General features: G+C 56.4%; 23 protein-coding genes. 10 read left to right on the forward strand and 13 right to left on the reverse strand.

Going from position 1 to position 21126, the window contains the following annotated elements:
• Positions 1 to 3 precede the first annotated feature (3 nt).
• From secF to NI40_RS04530, 3 genes are all read left to right on the forward strand, one after another.
• Positions 4 to 975 (forward strand): protein translocase subunit SecF, encoded by a 972-nt coding sequence (gene secF / locus NI40_RS04520; protein WP_033144760.1) that lies wholly within the window; start codon positions 4 to 6, stop codon positions 973 to 975.
• Positions 976 to 1116: 141 nt separating this feature from the next.
• On the forward strand, positions 1117 to 1482 hold the full coding sequence (locus tag NI40_RS04525; RefSeq protein ID WP_033144761.1) for a VOC family protein: 366 nt from the start codon (positions 1117 to 1119) through the stop codon (positions 1480 to 1482).
• A 14-nt stretch (positions 1483 to 1496) separates the two neighbouring features.
• Entirely contained in the window at positions 1497 to 2177 is a 681-nt protein-coding gene (locus tag NI40_RS04530; protein WP_039263922.1) for a helix-turn-helix transcriptional regulator, read from the forward strand.
• Positions 2178 to 2322: 145 nt separating this feature from the next.
• On the opposite strand, the gene NI40_RS04535 is transcribed toward NI40_RS04530, so the two are convergent.
• On the reverse strand, positions 2323 to 3201 hold the full coding sequence (locus NI40_RS04535; protein WP_039264090.1) for a nucleoside-specific channel-forming protein Tsx: 879 nt from the start codon (positions 3199 to 3201) through the stop codon (positions 2323 to 2325).
• Between the two features lie 267 nt (positions 3202 to 3468).
• Complete coding sequence (locus NI40_RS04540) at positions 3469 to 4008, reverse strand: DUF3251 domain-containing protein (RefSeq protein ID WP_033146491.1); 540 nt, start codon at positions 4006 to 4008, stop codon at positions 3469 to 3471.
• Positions 4009 to 4160: 152 nt separating this feature from the next.
• Here NI40_RS04540 and nrdR point away from each other — a divergent pair, with 152 nt between their 5' ends.
• The 5 genes from nrdR to thiL all read left to right on the forward strand — a co-directional run bounded on the left by nrdR (position 4161) and on the right by thiL (position 7766).
• A complete protein-coding gene (gene nrdR / locus NI40_RS04545) occupies positions 4161 to 4610 on the forward strand; it encodes a transcriptional regulator NrdR (protein WP_008503337.1) in 450 nt (149 codons plus the stop codon).
• Between the two features lie 4 nt (positions 4611 to 4614).
• Entirely contained in the window at positions 4615 to 5718 is a 1104-nt protein-coding gene (gene ribD, locus NI40_RS04550) for a bifunctional diaminohydroxyphosphoribosylaminopyrimidine deaminase/5-amino-6-(5-phosphoribosylamino)uracil reductase RibD (protein WP_039263923.1), read from the forward strand.
• A gap of 87 nt (positions 5719 to 5805) precedes the next feature.
• Positions 5806 to 6276, forward strand: coding sequence for a 6,7-dimethyl-8-ribityllumazine synthase (gene ribH, locus NI40_RS04555; protein WP_006176874.1), 471 nt, complete (start codon positions 5806 to 5808; stop codon positions 6274 to 6276).
• A gap of 21 nt (positions 6277 to 6297) precedes the next feature.
• Positions 6298 to 6717 carry a transcription antitermination factor NusB gene (nusB, locus tag NI40_RS04560; RefSeq protein WP_006809908.1) on the forward strand — a complete coding sequence of 140 codons (420 nt, stop codon included), beginning with the start codon at positions 6298 to 6300 and terminating at the stop codon, positions 6715 to 6717.
• Positions 6718 to 6794: 77 nt separating this feature from the next.
• Positions 6795 to 7766, forward strand: a complete 972-nt coding sequence (gene thiL, locus NI40_RS04565; protein WP_039263926.1) for a thiamine-phosphate kinase — start codon at positions 6795 to 6797, stop codon at positions 7764 to 7766.
• Positions 7767 to 7827: 61 nt separating this feature from the next.
• Here the strand turns inward: thiL and NI40_RS04570 are convergent, their stop codons facing one another.
• The 4 genes from NI40_RS04570 to xseB form a co-directional block, all read right to left on the reverse strand.
• Complete coding sequence (locus tag NI40_RS04570) at positions 7828 to 8802, reverse strand: aldo/keto reductase (protein WP_039263927.1); 975 nt, start codon at positions 8800 to 8802, stop codon at positions 7828 to 7830.
• 63 nt (positions 8803 to 8865) lie between these two features.
• Positions 8866 to 10728 (reverse strand): 1-deoxy-D-xylulose-5-phosphate synthase, encoded by a 1863-nt coding sequence (gene dxs / locus NI40_RS04575; RefSeq protein WP_039263929.1) that lies wholly within the window; start codon positions 10726 to 10728, stop codon positions 8866 to 8868.
• A 24-nt stretch (positions 10729 to 10752) separates the two neighbouring features.
• Positions 10753 to 11652, reverse strand: a complete 900-nt coding sequence (gene ispA / locus NI40_RS04580; RefSeq protein WP_008503332.1) for a (2E,6E)-farnesyl diphosphate synthase — start codon at positions 11650 to 11652, stop codon at positions 10753 to 10755.
• A complete protein-coding gene (gene xseB, locus NI40_RS04585) occupies positions 11653 to 11895 on the reverse strand; it encodes an exodeoxyribonuclease VII small subunit (protein WP_008503331.1) in 243 nt (80 codons plus the stop codon).
• 191 nt (positions 11896 to 12086) lie between these two features.
• Here xseB and thiI point away from each other — a divergent pair, with 191 nt between their 5' ends.
• On the forward strand, positions 12087 to 13535 hold the full coding sequence (thiI, locus tag NI40_RS04590) for a tRNA uracil 4-sulfurtransferase ThiI (RefSeq protein WP_039263930.1): 1449 nt from the start codon (positions 12087 to 12089) through the stop codon (positions 13533 to 13535).
• A 132-nt stretch (positions 13536 to 13667) separates the two neighbouring features.
• Here the strand turns inward: thiI and yajL are convergent, their stop codons facing one another.
• Both yajL and panE read right to left on the reverse strand, forming a co-directional pair.
• A complete protein-coding gene (gene yajL, locus NI40_RS04595) occupies positions 13668 to 14261 on the reverse strand; it encodes a protein deglycase YajL (protein ID WP_039263932.1) in 594 nt (197 codons plus the stop codon).
• On the reverse strand, positions 14224 to 15135 hold the full coding sequence (gene panE, locus NI40_RS04600) for a 2-dehydropantoate 2-reductase (protein ID WP_039263933.1): 912 nt from the start codon (positions 15133 to 15135) through the stop codon (positions 14224 to 14226). Before panE ends, yajL begins: the two co-directional genes overlap by 38 nt.
• A 121-nt stretch (positions 15136 to 15256) precedes the next feature.
• Between panE and NI40_RS04605 the strand changes: the two genes are divergently transcribed.
• A complete protein-coding gene (locus NI40_RS04605; protein ID WP_033144770.1) occupies positions 15257 to 15748 on the forward strand; it encodes a YajQ family cyclic di-GMP-binding protein in 492 nt (163 codons plus the stop codon).
• A 32-nt stretch (positions 15749 to 15780) separates the two neighbouring features.
• On the opposite strand, the gene NI40_RS04610 is transcribed toward NI40_RS04605, so the two are convergent.
• The 5 genes from NI40_RS04610 to cyoB all read right to left on the reverse strand — a co-directional run bounded on the left by NI40_RS04610 (position 15781) and on the right by cyoB (position 21111).
• A complete protein-coding gene (locus NI40_RS04610) occupies positions 15781 to 17142 on the reverse strand; it encodes an MFS transporter (RefSeq protein WP_039263934.1) in 1362 nt (453 codons plus the stop codon).
• 148 nt (positions 17143 to 17290) lie between these two features.
• The gene (gene cyoE / locus NI40_RS04615; RefSeq protein ID WP_013095848.1) at positions 17291 to 18178 is read right to left on the reverse strand and encodes a heme o synthase; all 888 of its coding nucleotides are present in this window, start codon (positions 18176 to 18178) and stop codon (positions 17291 to 17293) included.
• Positions 18179 to 18189: 11 nt separating this feature from the next.
• A complete protein-coding gene (locus NI40_RS04620; RefSeq protein WP_006176899.1) occupies positions 18190 to 18516 on the reverse strand; it encodes a cytochrome o ubiquinol oxidase subunit IV in 327 nt (108 codons plus the stop codon).
• Positions 18516 to 19130 (reverse strand): cytochrome o ubiquinol oxidase subunit III, encoded by a 615-nt coding sequence (locus NI40_RS04625; protein ID WP_023334703.1) that lies wholly within the window; start codon positions 19128 to 19130, stop codon positions 18516 to 18518. The genes NI40_RS04620 and NI40_RS04625 overlap by 1 nt, the downstream gene beginning before the upstream one ends.
• Complete coding sequence (gene cyoB / locus NI40_RS04630; RefSeq protein WP_014168864.1) at positions 19120 to 21111, reverse strand: cytochrome o ubiquinol oxidase subunit I; 1992 nt, start codon at positions 21109 to 21111, stop codon at positions 19120 to 19122. The genes NI40_RS04625 and cyoB overlap by 11 nt, the downstream gene beginning before the upstream one ends.
• Positions 21112 to 21126 lie beyond the last annotated feature (15 nt).

The raw sequence follows: 21126 nt of genomic DNA on the forward strand, positions 1-21126 counted from the left end.
GTTGTGGCACAGGAATATACTGTTGAACAATTGAACCACGGCCGTAAAGTCTGGGACTTTATGCGCTGGGACTACTGGGCCTTCGGCATTTCAGGTTTCCTGCTGATTCTGTCCATCGGCATTATGAGCGTGAAAGGCTTTAACTGGGGTCTGGATTTCACCGGCGGTACGGTCATCGAGATCTCCCTGGAAAAGCCGGTCGATATGGACCAGATGCGCGAATCGCTGCAGAAAGCGGGCTTTGAAGAGCCGCTGCTGCAGAACTTCGGCAGCAGCCGCGACATCATGGTGCGTATGCCGCCGGTGCACGATGCCAACGGCAGCCAGGAGCTGGGCAGTAAGGTTGTTAGCGTGATTAACGAAACAACCAGCCAGAACGCGGCGGTCAAGCGTATTGAGTTCGTCGGCCCAAGCGTGGGTGCTGACCTGGCGCAGACCGGTGCGATGGCGCTGCTGGTAGCGCTGATCTCCATCCTGGTGTACGTCGGTTTCCGCTTTGAGTGGCGACTGGCGGCCGGTGTGGTTATCGCTCTGGCGCACGACGTGGTGATCACCATGGGCATACTGTCGCTGTTCCACATTGAGATTGACCTGACGATTGTGGCATCCCTGATGTCCGTTATCGGTTACTCACTGAACGACAGTATCGTGGTATCTGACCGTATCCGTGAAAACTTCCGTAAGATCCGTCGCGGTACGCCTTACGAAATCTTTAACGTGTCGTTGACCCAGACGCTGCACCGTACCTTGATAACATCCGGTACCACTTTGATGGTGATCCTGATGCTGTTCCTCTTCGGTGGTCCGGTACTGGAAGGCTTCTCGCTGACCATGCTTATCGGTGTCACCATCGGTACGGCGTCGTCTATCTACGTCGCATCCGCTCTGGCACTGAAACTCGGCATGAAGCGCGAGCACCTGCTCCAGCAGAAAGTCGAGAAAGAAGGGGCGGATCAGCCGTCCATTCTGCCGTAAGGCGACGTTTAGCGCGTTATCGAAATCCCGGTCTGTTGACCGGGATTTTTTTTATCTGCTCCTGACAAACACTCCTGACAGTATGCTGTCAGGAGCCCTGTCGTAGACTTCTTCTGAACCCAAACAACAGCAGGAGAATATATGAAAAGCGTCATTAACTGGTTTGAAATTCCGGTCGCGGATATGGATCGCGCCATCAAATTTTATGAGCCGGTGATGCAGCTCGCGCTGCGTCGCGAGAAAATGGACTGTGCGGAGCTGGCCGTTTTCCCGCATGAGGATCCGTATACCGGCGGGGCGCTGGCAAAATTTGACGGCGTTACACCGTCTTTGCAGGGCGCTATTATCTACCTGCATACTGACAATCTGGCGGCCACGCTCGATCGCATCGCCTCCGCGGGCGGCGAGTGCGTGTTTGGCCCGCTGGAACTGCCGCATGGCATTGGCACTATCGCATTGTTTACCGACAGCGAGGGTAACCGCGTCGGCCTCCATCAACCTGCCTGAGAGCGGAATAAGATATGACCCGACGCGCTGACCGTTTGTTTCAGATTGTGCAGATCCTGCGGGGCAGGCGTCTGACAACGGCAGCGCATCTGGCGGACCGGCTTGGCGTGTCCGAGCGCACGGTCTACCGCGATATCCGCGATCTGTCGCTTTCCGGCGTGCCGGTGGAAGGTGAGGCGGGGAGCGGATATCGGCTGATGTCGGGTTTTGACCTGCCGCCGCTGATGCTGACAAATAAGGAGTCAGAGGCGCTGATCGTCGCGATTCGCCTGCTCAAAACCTGGGGAGGGGAATCTCTGTCGCGCGAGCTGGAGTCGGCTCAGGAGAAGGTGCTGGCTATCCTGCCCGAGGAGAGTCGTCGAAAGGCAGAGCAGACGCGGATCTACGCCCCGGATTTTTGCATGCAAAGCCACTCCCGCAGCGATTTTGACAGGATCCATCAGGCGATTTCCGCCCAGCGCGTGCTGGCGCTGCATTACCGTGATGAAGCCGGACAGCTCTCAAAGCGCGAGGTTCAGCCGCTGGGCTTGTTCTTCTGGGGGGAGCGCTGGCTGCTGGCGGCGTGGTGCGAACGGCGCGACGACTATCGCTGTTTCCGGCTCGACCGCTGTCTCAATATTGTGCAGACGGAGAGGCGGTTTAGCGAGAGTGCGGACAGATCGCTGGCGGATTTTTTGCGGAAGGTTAAGCAGTAAAAAGCCAGCTCTTGAGCTGGCTTTTTTTGCCCGGCGGCGAGGTAAAAGTAAAACGGCAACGAATGTTGCCGTTTTTTGTATTTGTTCCCTCTCCCTGTGGGAGAGGGTCAGGGTGAGGGCATCAGCCCGCACAGTCCCGAACAGGTTAGAAGTTATAACCTACAACCAGGTAGCCACCCCAACCGGTAGAACGGACGTTTTCGTTCATCCATACCAGTTTCGCGTCGTCGTTCCACTGACCGCCGTTGTGCCAGTAACGCGCAACAACAGAGTAGTGCCAGTGATCGTAGTTCAGCGCCAGGATGTGGCTGGAGGCGATGGAATTGTTGGTACGCTGCTTGATACCGTTCTCTGCGTAACCGCTCTTATCGCCCAGCTCTGAACCCCAGTCGAAGTTGGTGAAGCCGATATAGCTCAGGTTACCGCCCCACAGCTGAGTGATTGGCACAAAGTATTTCACTTTGAAACGGTAGCCATCCCACTCATTCTGGTTTTCGGCACCGTAGTTCTGCCACTGGTATTTCGCGTACACGTTCAGGGACAGGCTCATTGGCAGGCCGGTGTCAACGTCGGTACCCAGACCCATATACCAGGTGCTCTGACGACCGGACTCGTTGCGGCCCATGTCGTAGATATAGTTGTTCGCGAAGTACCACTCTTTGAACGGGCCGAAGCTCAGGTCTGTGCCGGTCAGCTTGTCGATGGAGAAGCGCGGTTCGATCTCCATGAACAGTGGAGAACCGTGGTTCCAGATACCTTTAGCCTGCGAGTTACCGCCGAAGAAGACCGGTGCATCCATATAGCCGTAGAAATCAAACCAGTCTTTCTTGGCGAATGCTTCGTACTCCAGGTAGGTATCGTTGCGGATCTGAGGTCCGAAACGGGTGTGGTAGCTGCCGACCACGTTAACGCTCTGGTGCCACCAGTCGGAGAGGTATTGTGGTTTATCGTTTTCCGCTGCGTTAACAGTGAAAGAGGAAGAAAGTGCCAGCACGGCGCCGGCTGCGAGTAATGTTTTTTTCATAATCATGCCACTGATTGAAATTCCCTTCCGGGAGTGAAAAATGCGCGAATTGCGTTTCTAAATATTTCGTGTTTCTGCGGTGCCTATTATAGGAATCCCTGCTCACAAAAATATGTGTTGTTTCACATATCTCTCACACGCGTAATCGATTGCGTTCACGTTTGCGTACTTTAAACGGGCGGGATTGTAGCGGCAATCATTTATGTTGCCAATCCATACGAAATGTAAATGTTAGCGGAGTGACATTTCACTCCGCTAAAGGGAGGGTTATTGCGCGGCGGGCTGGATATCGTGAATGCGGATGAAACCTAACCGATCCGGAGTGAGTCCGTTAAGCTGCAGCGGAATGTCAACATCGCTCGGAGCCAGCACGCTGGCCGGTGCGGTGAACAGCTGACTGTTAACATTCACCTCCTGGTAGCTCTCAGTGGTGCCCTGGATCTGTCCCCATTCGACGGTACCACTGAAGGCAGGCAACGGATCGTTGGACTCGCCCTGAATGCGTAATGTTGCGCGAGTACCATTTGCATTCGCCGCCACATTCACCAGAGACATTTTTAGCGTGCCAATCTGGCTATTGAGCCGCGCAGGCGTATTCGCTCCCGGGAGCAGATAAACCCCGCTGCTGGATTTGGCATTTAGCGCGTTTTGCTGGGTGATCTTCACCGTTTCTTTGTTCAGTTTGTCCATCGCCGCATTGAGCGTGTTCACGCTCTGTTTCATCTGACGGACTTCGGTTTGCTGTGCACAGGCGCTAAGGGTGAAGAGGCTCCCCACCAGCAAAATTTTAAGGTAACGTCTTGTCATTGCGTTTATTTCCTTGAAATAACGGATCGCCTTAATGGTAGCCATCCTCGACGTGTCAGACATAGATCCTTTGTCTCAAAAAGCTCTTCCTTTGTTGTCAGGCCAGATCAGGGTAAAATGAAAATTAGTTAACCACATAACAGGGATACCGTATGCATTGCCCATTCTGCTCCGCTGTGGATACCAAAGTCATCGACTCTCGTCTTGTGGGCGAAGGGTCATCCGTACGCCGTCGTCGGCAGTGTCTGGTGTGCAACGAGCGTTTCACGACCTTTGAGGTTGCAGAGCTGGTAATGCCGCGCGTGGTGAAAAGCAACGACGTGCGCGAGCCGTTTAACGAAGAGAAACTGCGCAGCGGGATGCTGAAGGCCCTGGAAAAACGTCCCGTCAGCGCGGATGACGTTGAGATGGCGTTAAACCACATAAAATCTTACCTTCGTGGTTTGGGTGAGCGTGAAGTGCCGAGCAAAATGATCGGTAACCTGGTGATGGAGCAGCTGAAAAAGCTCGATAAGGTCGCCTATATCCGCTTCGCCTCGGTCTACCGCAGCTTCGAAGACATCAAAGAGTTTGGCGAAGAGATCGCCCGCTTACAGGATTAAGCTCATGCAGGATGAGATTTATATGGCGCGAGCCATGAAGCTGGCGCAGCGCGGTCGTTTTACTACCCATCCCAACCCGAACGTCGGGTGCGTTATCGTTAAAGATGGCGAGATCGTAGGGGAGGGGTTTCACTATCGTGCTGGCGAGCCGCATGCCGAGGTTCATGCGTTGCGCATGGCCGGTGAGAAGGCGCGCGGTGCCACAGCCTACGTCACGCTGGAGCCCTGCAGCCATCACGGGCGTACGCCGCCGTGCTGCGAAGCGCTGATCGCGGCAGGCGTTTCACGCGTGGTCGCATCGATGCAGGACCCGAATCCGCAGGTTGCCGGACGCGGTCTGTATCGCCTGCAGCAGGAAGGCATCGACGTCAGCCATGGGCTGATGATGCAGGACGCGGAAGCGATCAACAAAGGCTTTCTGAAGCGCATGCGCACGGGGTTCCCGTATATTCAGCTCAAGCTGGGCGCCTCGCTGGACGGTCGTACGGCGATGGCAAACGGCGAAAGCCAGTGGGTAACCTCACCACAGGCAAGGCGCGATGTGCAACGTCTGCGCGCGCAAAGCCATGCTATTCTCACCAGCAGTGAAACTGTTCTGGCTGACGATCCGGCCATGACCGTGCGCTGGGACGAACTGAATGCCGATACCCAGGCGCTGTACCCGCAGGAGAACCTGCGCCAGCCGCTGCGTATTATCATTGATAGCCAGAACCGCGTGACGCCGGAGCACCGCATCGTGCAGCAGCCGGGTGAAACCTGGATTGCCCGCACTAAAGAAGATGCGCGCGAATGGCCGGAAGGCGTGCGCAGCATTATGGTGCCGGAGCATAACGGTCATCTGGATCTGGTGGTGCTGATGATGCTGCTCGGCAAGCAGCAGGTGAACAGCATCTGGGTGGAAGCGGGGCCAACGCTCGCCGGTGCGCTCTTACAGGCCGGGCTGGTGGATGAGCTGATTGTTTACGTTGCGCCTAAACTGTTAGGTCACGACGCGCGCGGCCTGTTTGTGCTGCCCGGCCTTGAAAAACTGGCCGACGCACCGCAACTCAAATTTAGCGAGATTCGTCCGGTAGGCCCGGATGTCTGCCTCCACTTAACGACAGCGTAATTGCTCCTGAAATAGGGAAGCAGTGCGCAAAGTATTATGATAAAATCCGCCCCCCTGCGGGGCCAAATGAACCCGTAAAGGAAGAGTATGAACATTATTGAAGCTGCTGTAGCTACCCCGGACGCTCGCGTCGCCATCACCATTGCGCGTTTCAACAACTTCATCAACGACAGCCTGCTGGAAGGTGCGATTGACGCCCTGAAACGTATCGGCCAGGTTAAAGATGACAACATTACCGTTGTTTGGGTTCCAGGCGCTTACGAACTGCCACTGGCGGCGGGCGCGCTGGCGAAAACCGGTAAATACGACGCGGTGATTGCGCTGGGTACCGTTATTCGTGGCGGCACTGCGCACTTCGAATACGTTGCGGGCGGTGCAAGCAACGGTCTGGCACACGTTGCGCAGGATGCTGAAATTCCTGTCGCGTTCGGCGTGCTGACCACCGAAAGTATTGAACAAGCCATCGAACGTGCTGGCACCAAAGCCGGTAACAAAGGTGCAGAAGCTGCACTGACCGCGCTTGAAATGATCAATGTATTGAAAGCCATCAAGGCCTGATTTTTTTGTAAGGGGAATTCCGTGAAACCTGCTGCTCGTCGCCGCGCCCGTGAATGTGCCGTCCAGGCACTTTACTCCTGGCAGTTGTCCCAGAACGACATCGCTGATGTCGAATACCAGTTCCTGTCAGAACAGGACGTAAAAGACGTTGACGTTCTGTACTTCCGCGAACTGCTGTCGGGAGTGGCGACTAATAGCGCGTATCTCGATGGCCTGATGAAGCCATACCTGTCCCGTCTGCTCGAAGAGCTGGGCCAGGTGGAAAAAGCAGTGTTGCGTATCGCGCTGTTTGAGCTGTCTAAACGTGATGATGTGCCGTATAAAGTGGCCATCAACGAAGCGATCGAGCTGGCGAAAACCTTCGGCGCTGAAGACAGCCACAAGTTTGTAAACGGCGTACTTGATAAAGCTGCACCTGCGATCCGTCCCCACAAAAAGTGATCCGCAAACCGGAGTCCTGCATTGCCTGACGGGCAGTGCGGCTCCGGTTTTTTCTTTTATTTGCTGAGGCATAACGTATGGCATGCGGCGAATTCTCCCTGATTGCCCGTTATTTCGACCGTGTCAGAACCTCTCGTCTTGATGTTGAAACCGGCATTGGCGATGACTGTGCACTTCTCAATATTCCCGAAAAACAGACGCTGGCAATCAGCACCGACACCCTGGTGTGCGGCCGTCATTTCTTACCGGATATCGATCCTGCCGATCTGGCGTATAAAGCCCTGGCGGTTAACGTCAGCGATCTGGCGGCGATGGGTGCCGATCCCGCGTGGCTGACGCTAGCTCTGACCCTGCCAGAGGTGGATGAAGCCTGGCTGGAAGCCTTTAGCGATGCGCTGTTTGAGCAGCTTAGCTATTACGATATGCAGCTGATTGGCGGCGACACGACTGCCGGTCCGCTGTCGATGACGCTGGCGATCCATGGCTACGTGCCGCTCGGCCGCGCGCTAAAGCGCTCGGGCGCAAAACCCGGCGACTGGATCTACGTAACCGGTACGCCGGGCGACAGCGCGGCAGGGCTGGCGGTCCTTCAGAATCGTTTAACGGTTGATGATGCTGACGACGCGGCGTATCTGGTGAAACGCCATCTGCGGCCAACGCCGCGTATTTTGCACGGCCAGGCGCTGCGCGAACGGGCAAGCTCGGCTATCGATCTCTCTGACGGGCTGATCTCGGATCTCGGGCATATCCTGAAGGCCAGCGGCGTCGGTGCGCGCGTTGACCTGGATCTCTTCCCGCTGTCGGAGCAACTGCTTCGCCATGTAGAGCCTGAGCAGGCCCTGCGCTGGGCGCTGTCCGGTGGTGAAGACTACGAGCTGTGCTTCACGGTGCCTGAGCTCAACCGTGGAACGCTGGACGTGGCGTTAGCGCATCTCGGCGCGAAGTTTACCTGCATCGGTCAGATCATGCCGGAGAGCGAAGGGCTGAAGTTTGTAAAAGACGGTGCGCCCGTTACGCTGGACTGGAAAGGGTACGATCACTTCGCGTGATGTTGTGCGCGCTGTACTGCCGGGTTGCGGCTTCGCCTTACCCGGCCTACAAGAGATGGGCTTACTTAAACCCCACCACCGGATGCGGCTGATACGGTGTTTCCAGCTCGGCAATCTGCTCCGGCGTCAGCGTGATATCCACCGCATTCAGCAGCTCATCAAGCTGTTCTTCCCGCGACGTTCCAATAATCGGTGCCGCGATCCCGCGCTTGCCCAGCAGCCACGCCAGGGCCACCTGAGCGCGGGTTGCACCGGTATCGTCGGCGATCCCGGCTAAACGTTCGGCAATCAGCGCATCGCTGGCTTCTGTACCGGAATAAAGATTTTTCCCCACTTCATCCGATACCAGCCGAGCCGTGGTTTCACCCCACGGACGGGTCAGGCGACCGCGCGCCAGCGGGCTCCATGGGATCACCGCCACGCCCTCCTGATGGCATAGCGGCAGCATCTCGCGTTCTTCTTCACGATAGATCAGATTGTAGTGATCCTGCATGGTGACAAAGCGCGCCCAGCCGTGCTGCGCCTGGAGATCCAGCGCCTGAGCAAACTGCGACGCGTGCATAGACGATGCGCCGATGTAGCGTGCTTTACCGGCTTTGACCACATCATTCAGCGCTTCAAGCGTCTCCTCGACTGGCGTGTTGTAATCCCAGCGGTGAATTTGCAGCAGGTCGACGTAATCCATGTTCAGGCGTCTGAGGCTGTCATCAATGGAGCGCAGGATCTGCGCGCGAGAAAGGCCCTCAGCCAGGTCGCCCACCGGGTAGTAGACCTTGGTGGCGACGACGACGTCATCACGGCGGGCAAAGTCGCGCAGTGCGCGGCCGACAATTTCCTCGCTGCTGCCGTCGGAGTAGCTGTTGGCGGTGTCAAAGAAGTTAACGCCGCCCTCGATGGCGCGTTTGATAATCGGACGGCTGCTCTCTTCCGGCAGCGTCCAGGCGTGGTTTCCCCGATCGGGCTCGCCAAAGGTCATGCATCCCAGACAAAGTCGGGAAACCTTAAGGTCCGTTCTTCCTAATGTTGTGTATTGCACGGTTCCGCTCCTGCTGTTTAAACACCAGGTTTAAGCATAGCAGGAGCGGAAAAGGGGGAGGGGTCAGTCCAGCCAGGTACGGATTTTGGCTTCGATACCGGCGGCGTCCAGGCCAATCGCCGCACGGGCTTCGTCCTGAGTACCTTGCGGAATGAAGCGATCCGGCAGGCCGAGGTTCAGCACCGGCACGGCTTTACGGTTCGCCATCAGCACCTCATTCACGCCGCTGCCCGCGCCGCCCATGATGGCGTTTTCTTCCAGCGTGACCAGCACGTCGTGGGTCTCAGCCATACTCAGGATCAGAGAGTCGTCGAGGGGCTTCACAAAGCGCATGTCCACCAGGGTGGCATTCAGCGCTTCAGCCGCTTTAGCCGCCTCTGGCATCAGCGTGCCGAAGTTCAGGATTGCCACTTTCTCACCGCGACGCTTCACCAGACCTTTACCGATCGGCAGTTTTTCCAGCGGCTGCAGCTCAACGCCTACCGCATTGCCGCGCGGGTAGCGGACGGCGCTTGGGCCATCCTGATAGTGATAGCCGGTAAACAGCATCTGACGACATTCGTTCTCGTCGCTTGGCGTCATGACAACCATATCCGGAATACAGCGCAGGAAGGAGAGATCAAACGCGCCCTGGTGCGTCTGGCCGTCGGCACCGACGATGCCCGCACGATCGATAGCAAACAGTACCGGCAGCTTCTGAATCGCCACGTCATGGATCACCTGATCGTAGGCGCGCTGCAGGAAGGTGGAATAGATAGCGACAACCGGCTTGTAGCCGCCAATGGCCAGGCCCGCAGCAAACGTCACCGCATGCTGCTCGGCAATGGCAACGTCAAAATACTGGTCAGGGTATTTTCTGGAGAACTCCACCATGCCAGAGCCTTCACGCATGGCCGGGGTGATCGCCATCAGCTTGTTGTCTTTGGCTGCGGTTTCGCACAGCCAGTCGCCGAAGATTTTGGAATAGCTCGGCATGCCGCCGCTGCTTTTTGGCAGACAGCCGCTGGACGGGTCAAATTTCGGTACCGCGTGGAAGGTGATCGGATCTTTTTCCGCCGGTTCGTAACCGCGCCCTTTTTTGGTCATGATATGCAGGAACTGCGGGCCTTTCAGGTCGCGCATGTTCTTGAGCGTGGTCACCAGTCCCAGCACGTCGTGACCGTCAACCGGGCCAATATAGTTAAAGCCCAGCTCTTCAAACAGGGTGCCCGGCACCACCATGCCTTTGATGTGTTCTTCGGTACGCTTGAGCAGCTCTTTAATCGGCGGTACGCCGGAGAAGACTTTCTTGCCGCCTTCGCGCAGCGAGGAGTAAAGCTTGCCGGAGAGCAGCTGGGCCAGATGGTTGTTAAGCGCGCCGACGTTCTCGGAGATCGACATTTCGTTATCGTTGAGGATAACCAGCATGTCCGGCTTGATATCGCCCGCGTGGTTCATGGCTTCGAAGGCCATACCGGCGGTAATGGCGCCGTCGCCAATCACGCAGACGGTGCGGCGCTGCTTGTTCTCTTTCTCGGCGGCAACGGCAATACCGATGCCCGCAGAAATGGAGGTGGAGGAGTGGCCGACGCTCAGCACGTCATACTCGCTCTCACCGCGCCACGGGAACGGGTGCAGGCCGCCTTTCTGACGAATGGTGCCAATTTTATCGCGACGTCCGGTCAGAATTTTGTGCGGATAAGCCTGGTGGCCCACGTCCCAGATGAGCTGATCGAAAGGCGTGTTATAGACATAGTGCAGCGCCACGGTCAGCTCAACCGTGCCAAGCCCGGAGGCGAAATGGCCGCTGGAGCGGCTTACGCTGTCGAGCAGGTAGCGACGCAGCTCGTCGCACAGCTTCGGCAGGCTCTCTTTCGGCAACAGACGTAACTCCTGGGTGGAGTCAACTAACGCCAGTGTCGGGTATTTGGCAATATCAAAACTCATCAAAGGCTCATCGAGATATATAGTTTATTTATCACGCTGGATTATATAGTCCGCTAGCGCTTCCAGTGCCGAGGTATCCAGCGATTGCGCGGCCAGTTCATTTAGCGACTGGCGGGCATCGTCAATCAGATCCCGGGCTTTACGTTGGGCTTGCTCAAGGCCCAGCAGGGCGGGGTAGGTACTTTTGCCAAGCTGCTGGTCCGCACCCTGACGTTTACCCAATGTTGCAGTATCGCCCACCACATCCAGAATGTCATCCTGAACCTGGAATGCCAGACCGATACTTTCTGCGTATCTGTCCAGAATTGGCAGGGCTTTGCGCCCTTGTTCACCCGCGCTCAGCGCGCCCAGGCGAACGGCGGAACGAATCAACGCCCCGGTTTTATGGCGGTGAATACGCTCCAGCTGTTCCAGATTAACCTGACGTCCTTCCGCTTCAAGATCCAGCGCCTGTCCGCCGCACATGCCGGCCACGCCGCTGGCCATTGCCAGCTCGGAGATCATCGCCAGGCGGTCGCGGTCGGCCACTTCCGCCATCGGCGCATCGCTCAAAATCGAGAATGCCAGCGTTTGCAGGGCATCACCCGCCAGAATGGCATTCGCCTCGCCAAACTTGATATGGCAGGTGGGTTGACCCCGACGCAAATCGTCGTCGTCCATGGCCGGGAGATCGTCGTGGATCAGCGAGTAGGCATGGATGCACTCAACGGCGGCTGCCGGGGCGTCCAGCGTGTTATCGCTGATGCCAAACATATTGCCTGTGGCGTACACCAGAAACGGGCGCAGGCGCTTTCCACCCAAGAGTGCGCCATAGTGCATGGCTTCAACCAGTGGAGTGTTCTGAAAAGGCTGTGGCGCAATAAAACGGCGCAGGGCGTCGTTGGCGCGTACGACACGCGCCTGAAGCTCGTTGGCAAAATCCATTTACTCGGCGTCCGGTGTGAAAGGCGTGGTTTTCGCGTCTTCGCTGTCGGAAAGCAGGATCTGCACGCGCTGCTCGGCCTGCTGCAGTTTGACCTGCCCCTGGCGCGCCAGCTGCACGCCACGCTCGAATTCATTGAGCGCCTCTTCCAGCGGGAGATCGCCGCTCTCAAGACGGGTAACGATTTGCTCCAGTTCACTCAGCGCAGTTTCGAAACTGGCCGGTGCGTCGTTCTTCTTCGGCATAGTGAATTGACTCTTATATTCTCAGCCCCGACATGGTAACGGACTCAGGGCAATTATCAAATAACGCGCAATGTGCACAGGAGCGGCGCGATGGTGGTATACTTGCGCGCCTGGATGCAGCCACGGGTGTGGGCTGCTGTACTCTTTTCCATTACAAGCCTTAATACGCTTGCCTAAGAAACATTGCCGCCATGAAGTTTATCATTAAATTGTTCCCTGAAATCACCATCAAAAGCCAATCTGTGCGTTTGCGCTTTATTAAAATTCTCACCGGGAACATTCGTAACGTATTAAAGCACTACGACGAAACCCTCGCCGTGGTGCGCCACTGGGACCACGTTGAAGTGCGCGCCAAAGACGAAAACAAACGTCAGGATATTCGCGACGCGCTGACCCGTATTCCGGGGATCCACCATATCCTGGAAGTGGAAGATGTTCCGTTCAGCGATATGCACGACATCTTCGAGAAAGCGCTGGTCCAGTACCGCGACCAGATCGAAGGCAAAACCTTCTGCGTGCGCGTGAAGCGTCGCGGTAAGCACGAGTTCAGCTCTATTGAAGTGGAACGTTACGTCGGCGGCGGTTTGAACCAGCACGTTGAAACGGCGCGCGTTCGTCTGACCAACCCGGACGTAACCGTGAACCTGGAGATCGAAAACGATCGCCTCCTGCTGGTGAAAGGGCGCTATGAAGGTATCGGCGGCTTCCCGATTGGCACCCAGGAAGACGTATTGTCCCTGATCTCCGGCGGCTTCGACTCCGGCGTCTCCAGCTATATGCTGATGCGTCGCGGCTGCCGTGTGCACTACTGCTTCTTCAACCTGGGCGGCGCGGCGCACGAAATCGGCGTTCGTCAGGTCGCGCATTACCTGTGGAACCGCTTCGGCAGCTCCCACCGCGTGCGTTTCGTGGCGATCAACTTCGAACCTGTGGTCGGCGAAATCCTCGAAAAAGTGGACGACGGCCAGATGGGCGTGGTGCTGAAACGCATGATGGTGCGTGCGGCGTCCAAAGTTGCCGAGCGCTACGGCGTGCAGGCGCTGGTCACCGGTGAAGCGCTGGGCCAGGTGTCCAGCCAGACGCTGACCAACCTGCGTCTGATCGACAACGTGTCTGATACGCTGATCCTGCGCCCGCTGATCTCCCACGATAAAGAGCACATCATCGATCTGGCGCGCGAAATCGGCACCGAAGATTTTGCCCGCACCATGCCGGAATACTGCGGCGTGATCTCAAAAAGCCCAACGGTGAAGGCGGTGAAGGCGAAGATCGAAGCGGAAGAAGAGAACTTCGATTTCAGCATTCTGGAAAAAGTGGTGGAGGAAGCATCCAACATCGACATCCGCGAGATTGCCCAGCAGACCGAGCATGAAGTCGTTGAAGTTGAAACCGTGAGCGGTTTTGGTGCCAGCGATGTGATTGTGGATATTCGTTCTATTGATGAACAGGACGCCAGCCCGCTGAACGTCGAAGGCGTGGAGGTAGTTTCTCTGCCGTTCTACAAGCTGAGCACGAAGTTTGGCGATCTCGACCAGAGCAAAACGTATCTGCTTTGGTGTGAGCGCGGGGTGATGAGCCGCCTGCAGGCGCTGTATCTGCGCGAGCAGGGCTTTGCGAATGTGAAGGTGTATCGCCCGTAGTTTCTTGCGGAAGTGTGCGGCCTGATGCCCTCACCCCGACCCTCTCCCACAGGGAGAGGGCGCAAACATTAAAAACGGCAACCTTTGGTTGCCGTTTTGCTTTGACCTCGCGCCACCCGGCTTTTTTATGCACTACTCTTCATAGTAATTATAAATCCCCGCCGGCATCACCAACGACGACGCCACTTCGTACGCTTTCTCGCGCCCGACCAGCAGGTCAATAATCTTTAAGCCAAAATCAATCGCGGTGCCTGGCCCCTGGCTGGTCAGCAAGTTGACGCGCGGATCCCAGACGACGCGTTTATCCACCCAGTGCTCTTCCGGGATCGTATCCTTCAACCCCGGGAAGCCGGTCATGTTGCCGATGGGGAAGATATCGTGCGGAACCAGAACCGTTCCTGCTGCGGCACAGATTGCCGCGACGATGCGGCCGGATAAATGAAACTGACGCACGGTCTCGACCAGCAGCGGGCTGTCGCGAAAACATTCCGCGCCTTTTAAGCCGCCGGGCAGCACGATGATGTCGTAATCGCCGTCAGCCACCTGAACAAGGGGGGCATCCGCGAGGATTTTCACCCCGCGTGAACAGGTGATTTCCAGATTACCGTCGCTGGCGACGCTGGCGGTGGTGACCTTAATGCCGCCGCGCACCATCAAATCAATGGTGGTGACCGCTTCCATCTCTTCGCTACCAGGGGCGAGGCAGATCAGGGCTGACGCGCTCATATTCACTCTCCTTACGTTTAACCAGGTCATACAGACGGGCGTTTTCCGGCACGGCGATGCCGTGCGCGCGGGCGCGTTTTAGCAGATAGCCGGTGATGTAGTCGATCTCCGTGTGGCGTAATGCCCGAACATCCTGCAGCATCGAGGATATGTTTTCTGCCGTGCTCTCAATGACCTGCTCGACATAGCAGCGTAGATCGTCGGCCGAGGTATGCAGGCCTTCCCGCTCAACGACCGCCGCGACTTCCGCACACAGCATGGCAACGTCCTGCGGATGATTTTTCAGCTCTCCGTTCGGGCAGTTCCACAGCGCCGTCAGCGGATTGATCACGCAGTTTACCGCCAGCTTGCGCCACAGCTGAGGGCGGATGTTGTTGTGCCAGGCGACGTCCGGCAGCACCTTCTGCAGCACATCGGCAAGATAGCTGTAATCTCCATCCTGTGTTCTGGCCGGGCCGATATGCGTTACGCCGCTGGCAACATGCACGATGATGTTGCCGTCGCGACGTGCAGCGTGCGTGGTTGTCGCCATCAGCAGGGGCTGCGGGACGCTTTTCAGCTCATCAAGCGTCCCCATGCCGTTATGCAGCAGTAGCATGGGCGAAGTGGGGGGGAGCTGCGCGGCCAGCGTTTTTACCGCGTCTGAGACCTGCCACGCTTTGAGCGTCACCAGTAAAAGGTCGCTTTGCGCCAGGAAGTCAGGATCGTTCGCGGTGAGGGATTCGTTAAAGATGCTTCCGTCTTCACCAATCAGGTTTACACTGCAATAGGGCTGGGGCACGCGCAGCCAGCCCTGAACCTCATGTCCGTGCTTGCACAGCGCGGTCAGCCACAGCTGACCAAGCGCTCCGCATCCGAGCACCGTAATTTTCATTGTTCCTCCTCACCTGCAACTGCGCCAGGTGTTACAGCTTAATTATACAGCTAAGCTTCTGTTGAGTTATGCCTCGTAGCGGGTATTATGCAACGCAACAAAAGTGAAGGGAGAAGAAAAGATGCCATCTTTCGATATTGTTTCCGAAGTTGATATCCAGGAAGTTCGCAACGGCGTTGAGAACGCAACCCGTGAAGTTGAGTCACGTTTCGATTTTCGTGGCGTTGAGGCGTCGTTTGAGCTGAACGACGCAAATAAGACCATTAAGGTGCTGAGCGAGTCTGATTTCCAGGTGAATCAGCTGCTCGACATTCTGCGCGCCAAGCTGTTAAAGCGCGGCATCGAAGGGACGTCTCTGGACGTGCCGGAAGAGTTTGTGCACAGCGGTAAAAACTGGTTTGTTGAAGCCAGGCTGAAGCAGGGCATCGAGAGCGCGGTGCAGAAGAAGATCGTTAAGCTTATTAAAGACAGCAAGCTGAAGGTGCAGGCGCAGATCCAGGGCGAAGAAATTCGCGTGACCGGTAAGTCCCGCGATGACCTCCAGTCCGTAATGGCGCTGGTGCGCGGCGGCGATCTGGGGCAACCGTTCCAGTTTAAAAACTTCCGCGATTGATATAAAAAAGCCCGGTTTAACCGGGCTTTTTTTCACGCTTTGAGCGCCTGCTCGACCTCGAAGCGGTTGGTCATTTTACTGTCTATTTTGACGTAAGCGCTGCGCTCTTCCGGGACGATGAGCACCTCTGTCACACCCTCTTTGGCTTCCAGACGCTGTTTCAGCGTATCGCTAATCTCAACATCATCCGGGATTTCCACGCGCAGGCTGCTCACGTAGCGCGGCTCTTTCATGGTGCTGGCGACCAGCAGCCAGACTGTCGCCAATAGCGCACCGGCGAGAAACACGGTTTGTGAATCAAACAGGCCGTCCACCCAGCCGCCGAGCGAGCCGCCGATCGCCACGCCGAGAAACTGGCTGGTGGAGTAGATGCCCATCGCCGTGCCTTTGTAACCGGCGGGGGACTCTTTGCTGATCAGCGACGGCAGCAGCGCTTCCATCAGGTTAAAGGCCAGGAAGAACAGCTGCACGCCGGCAATCAGCTCCCAGAAGTGCGGGCCAGCACCCCAGAGCACAATTTCGGCAATCAGCAGGACCGCCACGCAGCCCACGAAGACGCGCTTCATTTTGCGCTTCACTTCGGCGTAGATGATGAACGGCACGACGGAGACAAACGAAATCAGCATCGTGACCAGATAGATTTTCCAGTGCTCAGCCGCCGGGAAACCCGCTGCGGCAAGCTGGCCGGGCAGGGCGACAAAGGTCGACATCAGCAGGATGTGCAGACACATAATGCCAAAGTTCAGCTTCAGCAGGCGCGGTTCGACAATCACTTTGCTGAAGCAGCCTTTTACCATCCCCGACTCACGGTTCAGGACGTGGTTCGTGCTGTCCGGCACGACCCACAGGGTTAAGGCAATACCGATGGTCGCCAGCACGGCAATCATCCAGAACAGGGCGTGCAGACCCAACGTGTGCGTAATGATGGGGCCCAGCACCATCGCAATCGCAAAGGTCACGCCAAAGCTCACGCCGATGAACGCCATTGCTTTGGTACGGTTCTGCTCACGGGTTAAGTCTGACAGCAGCGCCATCACCGCGGCGGCAATCGCGCCGGAACCCTGCAGGGCGCGGCCGAGAATAATCCCCCAGATGGAGTGGGAGAGGGCGGCAATCACGCTTCCGAGCACAAAGACCAGCAGCCCGCCGACGATCAGCGGCTTTCGACCTACCCGGTCAGAGAGCAGGCCAAAGGGGATCTGAAAGACCGCCTGCGCCAGGCCGTAGATGCCGATCGCGAGCCCAATCAGCGCCTCGCTGGCCCCCTGCAGCGCCATACCGTACGTGGTCAGAACAGGCAGGACCATAAACATGCCAAGCATCCGTAGCGAGAAGACAGTCCCTAAGCCCCAGGTCGCGCGTAGCTCGCCTGGCGTCATTTTATAATCGTTCATTACCACCTCAGTTCAAAAGCAGGCCATAGTGTAGTGCGGGGAAGGGGCGGGGTAAATAAAGGGTTATTTAACAAATATTACATGCGTTATTAGTAAATTCAGTGAATAAAAAAGGGTGCCGAAGCACCCTTTTATTGACCTGTTTGGCTTACCAGACGTAAGTCAGCAGGTTGTGTGAATCTGGCACCATGAAGTCCACGGACATCATCACGGACAGCGAGGTGATGGCCACAATCGAGAACACAAACAGTTTGCGCGCCCAGACTTTGTCATCTTCCACTTTGTAACCGCGCAGCGCCATACCGAGCCACCAGACGCTCACCGCGGCCGCTACAGCCAGATATTTATACCCAGCGTAACCACCCAGAGAGAGCATCAGCGTTGCCACGGCAAAGGCGATGATGTACAGCGTGATGTGGTTCTTAGCAACAGAAATGCCTTTCACGACCGGCAGAACCGGGATGTTCGCTGCCTGATAATCCTTAAAGCGGAAAATCGCGATGGCATAGGAGTGCGGCATCTGCCACAGGCTAAAGATAGCCAGCAGGATCAGCGCACCGCTGTCGAACTCGTTCGTGACCGCGCAGTAGCCAATCACCGGCGGCGCAGCGCCGGAGAGAGAACCAATCAGCGTGCCGTAGACGGAGTGGCGTTTCATATACAGGCTGTAGACGCCCACATACACCACGAACCCCATCACCCCCAGCCAGCAGGCCAGCGGGTTAGCACCAAACCACAGCAGCATAAAGCCAGCAATACCCAGCAAGGTGGCGTACACCAGCGAGACGGAAGGGGCGATCAGGCCTTTCACCAGCACCCGATTTTTGGTCCTTTCCATCTTCTTGTCGATATCCATGTCGATGTAGTTGTTAAATACACAACCGGACGCAACAACCAGTGACACACCGACCAGCGTGTAGATAAAGAGGGTGTAATCAATGCTGCCCTTAGAGGCCAGCAGGAACCCTCCGATCACGGAGATCAGGTTGCCAAAGATGATGCCTGGTTTCGTTACTTGCAGGTATTGCTTAAACATACTCGCCGCTCTTAGTGAACCATCATGTTGTAGTTGAGGTTCCACATAATCCAGATGGAACCGACTACCAGGATAGCGATGATAATCACGGTAAAGATAAAGGCGGTCATATTCCAGCCTTCATCGGACTTGGTGTTCATGTGCAGGAAGCAAACCAGATGCACCAGAATCTGAATCACCGCGGTCACCAGGATTGCACCCAGAATAACCGGCTTAGACGCAGAACCGCTCATCACCATCCAGAACGGGATCACCGTCAGGATGATCGACAGGATGAAACCTGTCATGTAGGTTTTTACGCTACCGTGGGAAGCGCCATGATCGTTTGAATGACTCATTACATCGCCCCCATCAGATATACAACAGAGAACACACAGATCCACACCACGTCCAGGAAGTGCCAGAACAGGCTCAGGCACATGATACGGGTACGGTTAGTGCTGGTCAGGCCGCGACGGGATACCTGGAACATCAGTACCGCCATCCAGATCAGACCAGAGGTCACGTGCAGACCGTGGGTACCGACCAGCGCGAAGAACGCTGACAGGAAGCCACTGCGATCCGGACCGAAACCTTCCAGAATCAGGTGATGGAATTCATAGATTTCCATCCCGATAAATCCAGCACCAAACAGCCAGGTCAACGCCAGCCAGGACACAACCTGGCTCTTGTTGTTTTTGTACATGGCGATAGCCGCCATGCCGTAGGTGATGGAGCTGAATAACAGCAGTGCGGTTTCAACCAGAACGAACGGCAGTTCAAAGATGTCCTTGCCAGCCGGGCCGCCCGCCGTGCCGTTCACCAGAACGGCATAGGTCGCGAACAGACAGCAGAACAGAATGCAGTCGCTCATCAGGTAGATCCAGAAACCGAAGACTTTGGTCGGTCCTGTATCGTGGTGCGCATGCTCATGCGCGTGGGCAGTTGAGTGCGCCAGAGTATCAGTTGCCATTTTTCAGCCCCGCTTTAGAAATCTCGTCGAAATGCTGATTTTCCAGCTTCTCAACTTCACGGACTGGTACGTAGTAGTCCACGTCCTCGTCAAAGCTCTTCACAATCCAGCTGATTACGATGCCGGCGAAGCCAACAATCGCCATCCACCAGATGTGCCAGATCATTGCGAAACCAAATACCGTTGCGAAGGCGGCAATCACAATGCCCGCACCGCTGTTTTTCGGCATGTGGATTTCTTCGTAATGAGCAGGTTGCTTGTACGCTTCACCTTTTTCTTTCATTTCCCAGAATGCGTCGCGTTCATGAACCTGCGGCACGATGGCAAAGTTATAGAAAGGAGGTGGAGAAGAGGTCGCCCATTCCAGCGTACGGCCACCCCATGGGTCACCGGTCAGGTCACGGTTCTGGTCGCGGTCGCGAATAGACACGTAGAACTGAATCAGCTGAGACGCGATACCGCAGGCAATCAGCACCGCACCGCCCGCTGCAACCATCAGCATTGGGTGGAACTGCGGATCGATCTGCTGGCTCAGACGACGGGTCATACCCATGAAGCCCAGCACGTACAGCGGCATAAATGCCACGAAGAAGCCGATGATCCAGAACCAGAACGCGCGTTTACCCCATTTTTCGTTCAGCGTGAAGCCGAACGCTTTTGGCCACCAGTAGGTTACGCCAGCGAAGCAGCCGAAGACCACGCCACCGATGATAACGTTATGGAAGTGCGCAATCAGGAACAGGCTGTTGTGCAGAACGAAGTCAGCACCTGGTACCGCCAGCAGTACGCCGGTCATCCCACCTACGGAGAAGGTCACGATGAAGCCGATGGTCCACAGCATCGCTGAGTGGAACACGATACGGCCCTGGTACATGGTGAACAGCCAGTTGAAGATCTTCACCCCGGTAGGGATGGCGATAATCATGGTGGTAATACCGAAGAAGGCGTTTACGTTCGCGCCCGCACCCATGGTGAAGAAGTGGTGCAGCCAAACGATGAACGACAGAACGGTAATACACACGGTTGCCCACACCAGAGAGGTGTAACCAAACAGACGTTTACGCGAGAAGGTTGCCGCGATTTCGGAGAACACACCGAACACAGGCAGAACCAGAATGTACACTTCCGGGTGACCCCAGGCCCAAATCAGGTTGATGTACATCATCATGTTGCCACCCATATCATTCGTGAAGAAATGGGTGCCCAGGTAGCGGTCCAGGGTCAGCAGCGCGATGGTGACGGTCAGAATTGGGAAGGAGGCAATAATCAGGATGTTGGCGCACAGAGATGCCCAGGTAAATACCGGCATCTTGAACATGGTCATGCCAGGGGCACGCATCTTGATAATGGTCACGAAGAAGTTGATACCGGTCAGGGTAGTACCGACACCGGAGAGCTGAAGCGCCCAAATCCAGTAGTCGACGCCAACGCCCGGACTGTACTCAATTCCTGACAGCGGCGGGTAAGCCAGCCAGCCGGTCTGCGCGAATTCGCCCACACCCAGTGACAGGTTAACCAGGATAACGCCGACAACCGTGAACCAGAAGCTCAGGTTGTTCAGGAACGGGAACGCCACGTCGCGCGCGCCGATTTGCAGCGGAACGACAACGTTCATCAGACCGATAACCAGCGGCATCGCCACGAAGAAGATCATGATAACGCCGTGGGCGGTAAAGATCTGATCGTAGTGGTGCGGTGGCAGGAAGCCGGCTTCACCCGCAGAAGCGAGTGCCTGCTGGCTACGCATCATGATCGCATCCGCAAAGCCACGAATTAACATGACGATACCGACGATGCAGTACATGATACCGAGTTTTTTGTGGTCAACCGAAGTCAGCCACTCGTTCCACAGGTAGCTCCACTTACCGAAGTAAGTGATCAGGGCCAGTAAGGCCGCGCCACCAATGATAATTGCAGCCACCGTAACCACGATAATCGGTTCATGGTAGGGCACTGCATCCAGTGTCAATTTTCCGAACATTTTCTTCCTCGGCCC

Origin of the sequence: Enterobacter sp. E20, assembly GCF_000801755.2 — a bacterium.
Classification (GTDB): Bacteria; Pseudomonadota; Gammaproteobacteria; order Enterobacterales; family Enterobacteriaceae; genus Enterobacter; species Enterobacter asburiae_B.

Coding starts and splice junctions, on each gene's coding strand:
- panE (WP_039263933.1), bottom strand. CDS start 15,135: ATGAAAATTACGGTGCTCGGATGCGGAGCGCTTGGTCAGCTGTGGCTG.
- nrdR (WP_008503337.1), top strand. CDS start 4,161: ATGCATTGCCCATTCTGCTCCGCTGTGGATACCAAAGTCATCGACTCT.
- cyoB (WP_014168864.1), bottom strand. CDS start 21,111: ATGTTCGGAAAATTGACACTGGATGCAGTGCCCTACCATGAACCGATT.
- dxs (WP_039263929.1), bottom strand. CDS start 10,728: ATGAGTTTTGATATTGCCAAATACCCGACACTGGCGTTAGTTGACTCC.
- thiL (WP_039263926.1), top strand. CDS start 6,795: ATGGCATGCGGCGAATTCTCCCTGATTGCCCGTTATTTCGACCGTGTC.
- NI40_RS04605 (WP_033144770.1), top strand. CDS start 15,257: ATGCCATCTTTCGATATTGTTTCCGAAGTTGATATCCAGGAAGTTCGC.
- NI40_RS04525 (WP_033144761.1), top strand. CDS start 1,117: ATGAAAAGCGTCATTAACTGGTTTGAAATTCCGGTCGCGGATATGGAT.
- cyoE (WP_013095848.1), bottom strand. CDS start 18,178: ATGTTTAAGCAATACCTGCAAGTAACGAAACCAGGCATCATCTTTGGC.
- thiI (WP_039263930.1), top strand. CDS start 12,087: ATGAAGTTTATCATTAAATTGTTCCCTGAAATCACCATCAAAAGCCAA.
- NI40_RS04620 (WP_006176899.1), bottom strand. CDS start 18,516: ATGAGTCATTCAAACGATCATGGCGCTTCCCACGGTAGCGTAAAAACC.
- NI40_RS04530 (WP_039263922.1), top strand. CDS start 1,497: ATGACCCGACGCGCTGACCGTTTGTTTCAGATTGTGCAGATCCTGCGG.
- xseB (WP_008503331.1), bottom strand. CDS start 11,895: ATGCCGAAGAAGAACGACGCACCGGCCAGTTTCGAAACTGCGCTGAGT.
- ispA (WP_008503332.1), bottom strand. CDS start 11,652: ATGGATTTTGCCAACGAGCTTCAGGCGCGTGTCGTACGCGCCAACGAC.
- ribH (WP_006176874.1), top strand. CDS start 5,806: ATGAACATTATTGAAGCTGCTGTAGCTACCCCGGACGCTCGCGTCGCC.
- NI40_RS04540 (WP_033146491.1), bottom strand. CDS start 4,008: ATGACAAGACGTTACCTTAAAATTTTGCTGGTGGGGAGCCTCTTCACC.
- NI40_RS04625 (WP_023334703.1), bottom strand. CDS start 19,130: ATGGCAACTGATACTCTGGCGCACTCAACTGCCCACGCGCATGAGCAT.
- ribD (WP_039263923.1), top strand. CDS start 4,615: ATGCAGGATGAGATTTATATGGCGCGAGCCATGAAGCTGGCGCAGCGC.
- NI40_RS04610 (WP_039263934.1), bottom strand. CDS start 17,142: ATGAACGATTATAAAATGACGCCAGGCGAGCTACGCGCGACCTGGGGC.
- yajL (WP_039263932.1), bottom strand. CDS start 14,261: ATGAGCGCGTCAGCCCTGATCTGCCTCGCCCCTGGTAGCGAAGAGATG.
- NI40_RS04535 (WP_039264090.1), bottom strand. CDS start 3,201: ATGAAAAAAACATTACTCGCAGCCGGCGCCGTGCTGGCACTTTCTTCC.